Genomic DNA, 8,804 nt, shown 5'->3' with positions numbered 1-8,804 from the left:
CGATAGCGGTGTGGGCTCGATGATGATTGTAGTCGTGGAGGAATGCCTCGTAGGAGGCTTCACGTTCGGTCTCACTGGAGTAGGGCCTGGCGTAGGCCCACTCGACTATCAGGGTCCGATTGAACCTCTCGGCTTTCCCGTTCGTCTGCGGGCGGCGGGGTTTGGTGCGCTTGTGCTTGACCTGCGGGCCCAGCGCGTGCTTGAAGTCCCCGGACCGGTAGCAGGAACCGTTGTCGGTCATCACTGCCGCCACGGTCACGCCGATCCCGTCGAAGAAGGCGTTGGCGCGGTTCCAGAACGCGGCGGCGGTGTGTTTCTTCTCGTCATCGAGGATTTCGGAGTAGACCAGGCGGGAGTGGTCATCGACGGCGTGGTGCAGGTACCGGTACCCGCGTGAGGGCGACGCGCCAGCTCTGGCTGCCTTGTCGCGTGTTGAACCGGCGCGCCGATCCTGTGATGAACCGCGGCCGTGAGCCCGCCAGCCGCCGCCGTCGGGAATCCGGCCCAGTTTCTTGACGTCGACGTGGACCAACTGGCCGGGCCGATCAACTTCGTACCGGTGAGGCTGGGGCCGGCGCACCGGCAGGCCGGTAGCTTGATCGATGCACTCCAGCCTGGGCATTCGGTACCGGGCCAGCACCCGACCCACAGTCGAGCGGGCAATCCCCAGGTGGTAGCCGATGCGGTGCGGGCCCCACCGCTTGTTGAATCGCAGGGAGATGATGCGCCGCTCGGCGCGCAGCGGCAGCCGGGACGGGCACCGATGCGGGCGGCTGGATCGGTCTTCGAATCCGGCCCCTCTTCGGTGGCGGGCCACCCACCGGGACACGGTAGCCGGTGAGACCTGGAACCGTTCGCCAACCCGGCGCTGGGACCAGCCGGCCTCAACGACCAGGGCAACCATCCGGGCTCTACCTTCAGGTGTCAGGGGTGCATTACGGTGAGTCACGGAGACCTCCGAACGTTCGATGAAATGGTTGGTACACCCATCGATATCGGAGGTCTCCTTCTAACTCACGGACCGATCACAACGTGTCGAGGAAGTACACCTAGCCAGGTCTAACCGGTTCCACGTGAAACATCGGTGGCACCTGCCTCACCTGGCTCCAGCCTCCGGCAGCGAAGCGCGCCGAGCCAGGCACCAGCGACACGCCGGACATCGCGACGTGTCCACGCTCCAGCGCAACACGAAGCCTCTTCGGATCGACGGCGAGCGACGCTGCGCCGCTCGGCCACCGTGCACGTACCGGCACACCGGCCCACGGCACCCCTGCGCCTTCCTGTGCATGGACGCCACCGCTACGCGAACGCACCGTTCTCATGCGCACGGCCCGATCGAGTTCCGGGCATCCTTCTGCTCCAGAAGGCCTCGCCCACCCTGTGCTCACTGCGGCGTTCCCGCTTGCTTCGCTAACACCGGATCCTCCGGCCCCGAGTTCCTAAGACCGGGCCGGCGATCCACGTGCGCAGATCAGGCATCACCGTCGATTCCTGCCAGCCCAGCATGAGAAGCTTCGGCTCCGCGCTGCGTCTGTTCCAACCAGATCGGCCGCTTACGGTGGGTGTGGCGCGTGCCAAATCACGACGCCGGTCCTCTGGGTGCCGAGTCCACACCGGGTTCCGCACGCAACCCGCGCCAACTGGAAACCACTCGTACGTACGTGCTATAATGCAGGGCGCCGCTCCACACAGAGAGCACATCAGGCCCGTGAGCCTTAGCCCTTCGCCGCACGCACCTGCACGATTCGGGTGACCTCACCATCACCGAGCACGTCCACCTCGTGCACCTGCGCGTGTACGCCGCCGTATGAACGCAAGGCCTTGCGCGCATCGGCGACCTCGGCAGCGGCACGCCCGCCCTTCTGGGCGATCAGGGACCCACCGGGGGCCACCAGTGGCATCGCGATCGGCACCAATTTCTTCATTACCGCCACCGCCCGCGCGGTGACAGCCTCGAACGAGACCCGGCCGTGCAGTTCCTCAGCGCGCACCTGGTGCAGCGTCACGTTGTCCAGGTCCAACTCGTCGACGACTTCCGTCAGCCACGCGACGCGCCGCTCCATCGGCTCGATCAGGTGGAACTCCAGATCCGGGCGGATCAACGCAAGAACCATCCCCGGCAGGCCCGCTCCGGAACCAACATCGGCCACGCTGCCCGACTGCGGCAGGAACGGGGCGACGGCGGCGCTGTTCAGAACGTGACGAGGCCACAGTCGCTCGAGCTCCCGGGGTCCGATCAGGCCGCGTTCCTCCCCGTGCTCGGCGAGCAACTCACCGAACCGGACCGCACCGGCGTAGCCCAGTCCCAGAATCTCCCGGCTGCGCTCTGGGTTGGTGACCTCCCAGGACATCACCAACTCCGGTGCAGCGGTCGCCGGACCGGACGACGCAGCGGCTTCACGAGGACTCGGCCCTGATCACCACGCGCCGGTGGGGTTCCACACCTTCGGAGTCGCTCACCAATTCGGCCGCCGCGACCGCGTCGTGGACCACCTTGCGCTCGAACGGATTCATCGACGGCAACGAGACCTCCTCGCCGGTGCTCCTGACCTGCGCGATCGCCTGTTCGGCCAACTCCGTCAACTCCCGGCGCCGACCTGCCCGGTGCCCGGCGATGTCGAGCATCAGCCGGCTGCGCTCACCGGTGCTGGTCTGCACGGCCAGGCGCGTGAGTTCCTGCAGGGCGTCCAGCACCTCACCATCGGAGCCCACCAGTCGGGACAGCCGCGCCTGGGAGTCGGACTCCGCCACGATCTCGACGGCGGCTCGGCCGTGGTCGATATCCAACTCGATGTCACCGTCGAGGTCGACGATGTCGAGGAACTCCTCCAGGTAGTCCGCGGCGATCTCACCCTCCTCCTCCAGGCGGGAGGTGGTGCGATCGGCGGTGTCGGCGCCGACGGCGTCAGCCGGTTCAGGGCGCGCAGCGGTCTGTTCAGTCATGGAATGACGGGTCCTTTGGCTCAGCGACGGGACTTCTTCTGCTTGCGCTTCTTGCGCTTCTTGCTATTTCCGGGCTTGCCACCCGGGTGATTCTTCCGGCCGCTCGCGGCGGCGGCAGAGGCATGGTGGGCACTGCCGGGCTGGCCCGAATCCTGGCCGGTTGACGCACCATCCTGATCGGACGGCGCGGCACCCTTGGCATCGGCCGCCGGGGCCTGGGCGTCCTTCCCGGCCGCGTCCTTCCCGGCCGCGTCCTTCCCGGCCACGTCCTTCCCGGCCACGTCCCTTCCGGCAGGGGAGACCGCGTCGTCGGGATCCTCCTCACCCGCGAGCACCTCCCCGGGGCGCACCCCGAGCTTCTTCGCCCGGGCCTTACCCACTGGCTGCTGTCGTTGGCCGCGCGGCTTCTCGGGCTCCGGCTCCTCCTGGTTGTCCTCCAGGGGCTGGCCCTTCTTCTCCGCCTTGCGGGCCTTGCGCTCCTCCCACTTGCGGTAGGCCTCCGAGCCCGGCGTCGGGTTGTTCCGGATCACGTACCACTGCTGGCCCAGGGACCACACGTTGGTGGTGGTCCAGTAGATCAGCACACCGATCGGGAAGTTGACACCGGTCACGGCGAACACCACCGGCAGGATGTACATCAGCATCCGCTGCTGACGCGCCATCGGATTGTCCTGTGCCGACGCCGGCATGTTCTTCATGGTCAACTGACGCTGCGTGAACAGCATCGTCAACGACATCATGATGATGAGGATGACCGAAACGATCTTCGGCTCGAGGCCCTCGGAATGCAGGAACGTCGAGGAAAGCGTGGCGCCGAAGAAGTCCGCCGCCTCGAACTCGACCGCTAGTTCCTGGGTGAGTCCCCCGATGCTGGTGCCGTCGCCCCGCGGGTACTGGCCCTCGGCCAGCACCGGCATGGACCACAGCACCCGGAACAGGGCGAAGAAGATCGGCATCTGCGCCAGGATCGGCAGACACGACGCGAACGGGGTGGTGCCGTGCTCCCGGTACAGCGCCATCATCTCCTGCTGCATCGCCTGGCGTGAGGCCGGGTCGGTCTTACCCTTGTACTTCTTCTGGATCTTCTGCATGTCCGGCTGCAGGATCTGCATTCCTCGCGAGGCCTTGATCTGCTTCACGAAGAGCGGGATCAGCAGGATCCGGATCGCGATCACCAGCGCCACGATCGACAACGCCCACGTCAACCCGCCGGCTGAATCGAGCCCGAGCCAGGTCAAGAAGTCGTGCGCACCGACCATGATCCAGGCCACGACCCATTTGATCGGCCACAGCAGGTTGTCGAAGAAACTCATGGAGAAGCGCTCTTTCGCTACGTCAGGTCGCGGTCCGCGCCGTCATGGTGCGTCCGCTTCGAATGGCCCGGAAGGCTGTCTAAGAGGGTACGTGCTGATCGAGGGTGCTCCGGTACGTGGTCCACCCCGCCCAGCGACCACGGGTTGCACCGCAGCACCCGCCACACCGCCAGCCCGAACCCCCGGATCAGGCCCTGCTTGCGCAACGCATCGACGGCGTAGTTGGAACACGAGGGGTAGTACCGGCACCGCGGTGCGAACCAGGGAGACACAATCGCCTGGTAGGCCCGCACCAGTCCGATCAACACCCGCGGGGCCAGGCCGGGCCTACCGGCGGTCATGCCGCCACCGTCCTGGACCCTCGCCGCACGGCCCGGCTCACCTGGGCGTTGGCATCTGCCCGCAACTGCCCGAACGTGGCCGCCGCTGCCGGCGGCCGGGCGCGCATCACCAAGCCGGCGCCCGCGGGCACATCCCGCAGGATCTCAGCCATGATCGCTCGCAGCCGACGGCGCACCCTGTTTCGTTGCACCGCCCCACCTACCGCCTTGGAAACCACGAAACCCACCCGGGCCGGTCCGGCCGGGGTGGGGTCGTCGTCGAGCAGGGCGTGCACCACCAGATAGCGACCGGCGCTGCGGCCGCCACCACCGATGGTGTCGGCGAACTCAGCGCTGCGCCGCATCCGGTGCGATGCCGGCAACACCGCGACTCAGGCGGAGATCTCCTGGCGTCCCTTACGACGGCGGGAGGCCAGGATCGCGCGGCCGGCACGGGTGCGCATACGGTGCCGGAAGCCGTGCTTGCGGGCTCGGCGCCGGTTGTTCGGCTGGAAGGTGCGCTTGCTCACGGGTGTACTCCAAGACGTTCGACGATTCGCACCGCCGGGGGAAGTGGGAGTGCGTCAAGATTCTCACGGCACTCGGCGGCGTCCTCGGTGGCATCGACGTTGTGGACGCGAACCCCCTGAAGGACACGGCACTGGGCCGCACAGACTGGCTCACGATACGTGAGTGCCGAACCAGCGGTCAAACCTCGTGACCGGTATCACCGGCTATCGCAGGCCTCCGGCCTCCTGTGCTGCTGCCACCGTACTCCAGGTCCGCTCCACCGCGACGGCGCCCCGGACACGATCCCCGTCGGGGGCCAGGTCGGTGCGGACCGAAGCCGGCCTCACAGCCGATACCGATAGCGCGGCCCCCGCACCCGCCGAGGGGTTAGGCTGCCACAACGTACTGTCCACAGTCCTGGTCCGATGGTCACCCCTATGGCGGGGCACCATGCACAGCCTGTGGATAGGCTTGTGGATCGTCCGTGTCTATCCGTGCCCCTGGGGGAGCCGTGTCTGAACCATCACTGGATCCCGGTGCCCTCGGAGCAGGATGGGACCGCGCGATCGAGATCCTCACCGACCGTGGTGAACTCAGCGGCGCCCAACTGGCGTTCATCCGACTAACCAAACCGCTCGGAATCATCGACGACACCGTGCTGCTGGCCGTGCCGAGCGACTTCGCCAAGGACTTCATCGAAACCCGGGCCCGCGATTCCATCACCAACTCTCTGTCCGCGGCACTGTCCCAGAACGTCAAGATGGCCGTCACCGTGGACCCTTCCTTGGAGGAAGTCGCGCCGGCTGAGGTCGCCACCGCTGAACCCGAGACGCCCACCGTGGCCAGCCCGGTGCGGCCCGCGCCGGCGCCCCCGGCCACCAACGACACCTACTCCACCGGGGTGGACCCGCATGCGCGGCTGAACCCGAACTACACCTTCGAAACGTTCGTGATCGGCTCGTCCAACCGGTTCGCCCACGCCGCCGCGACCGCCGTGGCCGAAGCCCCGGCCAAGGCGTACAACCCGCTGTTCATCTACGGTGACTCCGGGCTGGGCAAGACCCACCTGTTGCACGCGATCGGGCACTACGCCAAGAACCTGTACCCGGGCATCCGAGTTCGGTACGTCAACTCCGAAGAATTCACCAACGACTTCATCAACTCCATCCGCGATGACAAGGCCGAGGCTTTCCAGCGCCGGTACCGCGAGGTCGAGGTGCTGCTCATCGATGACATCCAGTTCCTGCAGGGCAAGGAACAGACGATGGAGGAGTTCTTCCACACCTTCAACACCCTGCACAACGCGAACAAGCAGGTGGTGATCACCTCCGACCTACCGCCGAAGCAACTCACCGGGTTCGAGGGCAGGCTGCGGTCCCGGTTCGAGTGGGGCCTGCTCACCGACGTCCAGCCGCCCGACCTGGAGACCCGCATCGCCATCCTGCGCAAGAAGGCGGGGAGTGAGTCGCTGCAGGCCTCCAGTGACGTGCTGGAGTACATCGCCTCGAAGATCTCCTCCAACATCCGTGAACTCGAGGGCGCCCTGATCCGGGTGACCGCCTTCGCCAACCTCAACCGCCAGACGGTGGACATGTCCCTGGCCGAGATGGTTCTGAAGGACCTGATCACCGACGACGACGGAGCCGAGATCACCCCCTCGGCGATCATGGCCCAGACCGCCACCTACTTCGGGGTCACCATCGAGGCGCTGTGCAGCGCGGACCGGTCCCGGGTACTGGTGAACGCCCGCCAGATCGCGATGTACCTGTGTCGCGAACTCACCGAACTCTCCCTGCCCAAGATCGGTCAGTTGTTCGGAGGACGTGACCACACCACCGTGATGCACGCCAACAAGAAGATCCGTCAACAGATGGCCGAACGGCGCTCCACCTTCAACCAGGTCACGGAACTGACCAACCGGATCAAGCAGCAGCACCGCAACTAACTCCCCGTCCGGTGCTCATCGCACCACACGGTTGCTGCGTTCCCACCCGGCTGCCTCCTCGCGGGGCCGGCCGGATCCGCCCACGATCACCGGTCCCGCGGCGGCCTCCGCATGACTCGAATGCACAGCTGTGGATAGGGGTGTGGATAGACGTGGACAGACGCTCCGGATCGGTGGACCGCCGTCCCGTTCGTCGTGGGTGAGCGCTGTGCACCGGCGCCTCCATCCACACACCGCCCGTGGCCCTGTGTATATCCCCATGCGCTGGCTACACAGCCCGCCACCCATGCTGACCTGCGGCGATGGCGGTTATCCCCATGATCCCCAGGACCGAAGACGATGATGACCCTTCTCTCCATCATCCGGCTGTGAACAACCAACATCAGGGTCTCGTGCCAAATCCTCGTTGGCTCCGGCCTCGCGAACACGGTGAACAAGGCCCGAACAACCGCTGAATGAGGGGCAACATTCCACAGCCGGTTCAACCCCGCCGCACAGCGGTGCCCACCACGGTCCCGAATCCTCACTATGATCACAAGACGCACGCTCGTCGAGGCGCTGGTCCTGCGAGCCGTGAACGACAGGGGCCCAACCCGGCCCGAACCCAATTCCCGCTCAGGAGGGCCGACATCGTGAAGTTCAGGGTCGAGCGAGATGTCCTGGCCGAAGCCGTCACCTGGACCGCACGAACCTTGCCCACCCGGCCCCCGGTCCCGGTGCTGGCCGGGGTGATGCTCGAGGCCGATGCCCAGGGCTCGCTGCGGCTGTCCACCTTCGATTACGAGGTCTCGGCCCGGGCCGAGGTGCCCGCCGAGGTGAGTGAACCCGGATCTGTGCTGGTGCTGGGACGTCTCCTCGCCGAGATCTCCCGGTCGCTCCCGAACAAGCCGATCGATGTGCAGGTGGATGAGTCCAAGGTGGAACTGCGCTGCGGATCGGCCCGGTTCACGTTGCTGACGATGCCCACCGGCGAATACCCGGAACTGCCACAGATGCCCGAACGACTCGGAAGCATCGATGGCGCCGCGTTCGCACAGGCGATCAACCAGGTCACCATCGCTGCGGGTCGTGATGAGACGCTGCCACTGCTCACCGGGGTACGGATGGAGATCGAGGGCGAGAAACTCACGCTGCTGGCCACCGACCGGTACCGGCTGGCGATGCGGCAGCTGACCTGGTCCCCCTCCAACCCCTCGGCCGAGCAGGTCGCCCTGGTGCGGGCCCGAACCCTGTCCGATGTGGCACGGAACATGGCCGGCGGCGGCTCGGTCGAGGTTTCCTTGGGCGAGGGTTCCGACATCGTAGGATTCGAGGCCGGCGGCCGGCGCACCACCAGCCTGCTGGTGGACGGGGAGTACCCGCCGGTGCGCAGGCTGTTCCCGGAGTCCACCAGCACCACCACGGTCACCAACACCGCCGAGTTGATCGAGGCGACCAAGCGCGTGGCCCTCGTCGCCGAGCGGAATACCCCGATTCGGCTGTCCTTCTCCGAGGGCCAGGTGGTGCTCGAGGCCGGGCAGGGCGACGACGCGCAAGCCTCCGAGGCACTCGAGTCGGTGCTGGAGGGTGAGGACATCACCACCGCGTTCAACCCGCAGTACCTGCTGGACGGGTTGGGAGCGCTGGGAACCGAGTACGTGCGGTTGTCGTTGAACCATCCCACCAAGCCGGTCCTGATGACTGGGCAGGACGAGCAGCACGGCGAGGACCACGCAGAGGAGTTCCGCTATCTGCTGGTGCCGATCCGCTTCGCCGGCTGATTCCGGGCGTGTA

General features: G+C 66.5%; 9 protein-coding genes. 2 read left to right on the top strand and 7 right to left on the bottom strand.

Annotated elements, in window-relative coordinates; translation table 11 throughout:
* From ACO0LU_RS18510 to rpmH, 7 genes are all read right to left on the bottom strand, one after another.
* Positions 1–949, bottom strand: a 949-nt coding sequence (locus ACO0LU_RS18510) for an IS481 family transposase (RefSeq protein WP_424791224.1), incomplete at its 3' end; no start/stop codon positions are given.
* A 766-nt stretch (positions 950–1,715) separates the two neighbouring features.
* A complete protein-coding gene (gene rsmG / locus ACO0LU_RS18505) occupies positions 1,716–2,351 on the bottom strand; it encodes a 16S rRNA (guanine(527)-N(7))-methyltransferase RsmG (protein ID WP_424792821.1) in 636 nt (211 codons plus the stop codon).
* A gap of 46 nt (positions 2,352–2,397) precedes the next feature.
* A complete protein-coding gene (locus ACO0LU_RS18500; protein WP_424792820.1) occupies positions 2,398–2,943 on the bottom strand; it encodes a protein jag in 546 nt (181 codons plus the stop codon).
* 20 nt (positions 2,944–2,963) lie between these two features.
* Positions 2,964–4,256 (bottom strand): membrane protein insertase YidC, encoded by a 1,293-nt coding sequence (gene yidC / locus ACO0LU_RS18495; RefSeq protein ID WP_424792819.1) that lies wholly within the window; start codon positions 4,254–4,256, stop codon positions 2,964–2,966.
* Positions 4,257–4,273: 17 nt separating this feature from the next.
* Positions 4,274–4,597, bottom strand: a complete 324-nt coding sequence (gene yidD / locus ACO0LU_RS18490; protein WP_424792818.1) for a membrane protein insertion efficiency factor YidD — start codon at positions 4,595–4,597, stop codon at positions 4,274–4,276.
* Positions 4,594–4,941, bottom strand: a complete 348-nt coding sequence (rnpA, locus tag ACO0LU_RS18485) for a ribonuclease P protein component (RefSeq protein WP_424792817.1) — start codon at positions 4,939–4,941, stop codon at positions 4,594–4,596. Before rnpA ends, yidD begins: the two co-directional genes overlap by 4 nt.
* Before the next feature lie 27 nt (positions 4,942–4,968).
* Positions 4,969–5,106 carry a 50S ribosomal protein L34 gene (gene rpmH, locus ACO0LU_RS18480; protein WP_424787266.1) on the bottom strand — a complete coding sequence of 46 codons (138 nt, stop codon included), beginning with the start codon at positions 5,104–5,106 and terminating at the stop codon, positions 4,969–4,971.
* A 491-nt stretch (positions 5,107–5,597) separates the two neighbouring features.
* On the opposite strand from rpmH, the gene dnaA reads away from it, so the two are divergent.
* Positions 5,598–7,031, top strand: coding sequence for a chromosomal replication initiator protein DnaA (gene dnaA / locus ACO0LU_RS18475; protein ID WP_424792816.1), 1,434 nt, complete (start codon positions 5,598–5,600; stop codon positions 7,029–7,031).
* 632 nt (positions 7,032–7,663) lie between these two features.
* Positions 7,664–8,791 (top strand): DNA polymerase III subunit beta, encoded by a 1,128-nt coding sequence (dnaN, locus tag ACO0LU_RS18470; protein WP_424792815.1) that lies wholly within the window; start codon positions 7,664–7,666, stop codon positions 8,789–8,791.
* Positions 8,792–8,804: the final 13 nt, after the last annotated feature.

The organism is Pseudactinotalea sp. Z1748, assembly GCF_049725185.1.
In the GTDB taxonomy this organism is placed as follows: domain Bacteria; phylum Actinomycetota; class Actinomycetes; order Actinomycetales; family Beutenbergiaceae; genus CALKWS01.
This window is presented reverse-complemented; position numbering and strand designations above follow the sequence as displayed.

Bases quoted from the DNA above. Each gene is read 5' to 3' on its own strand.
- yidC (WP_424792819.1), bottom strand. From the start codon at position 4,256: ATGAGTTTCTTCGACAACCTGCTGTGGCCGATCAAATGGGTCGTGGCC.
- rsmG (WP_424792821.1), bottom strand. From the start codon at position 2,351: ATGTCCTGGGAGGTCACCAACCCAGAGCGCAGCCGGGAGATTCTGGGA.
- rnpA (WP_424792817.1), bottom strand. From the start codon at position 4,941: ATGCGGCGCAGCGCTGAGTTCGCCGACACCATCGGTGGTGGCGGCCGC.
- yidD (WP_424792818.1), bottom strand. From the start codon at position 4,597: ATGACCGCCGGTAGGCCCGGCCTGGCCCCGCGGGTGTTGATCGGACTG.
- ACO0LU_RS18500 (WP_424792820.1), bottom strand. From the start codon at position 2,943: ATGACTGAACAGACCGCTGCGCGCCCTGAACCGGCTGACGCCGTCGGC.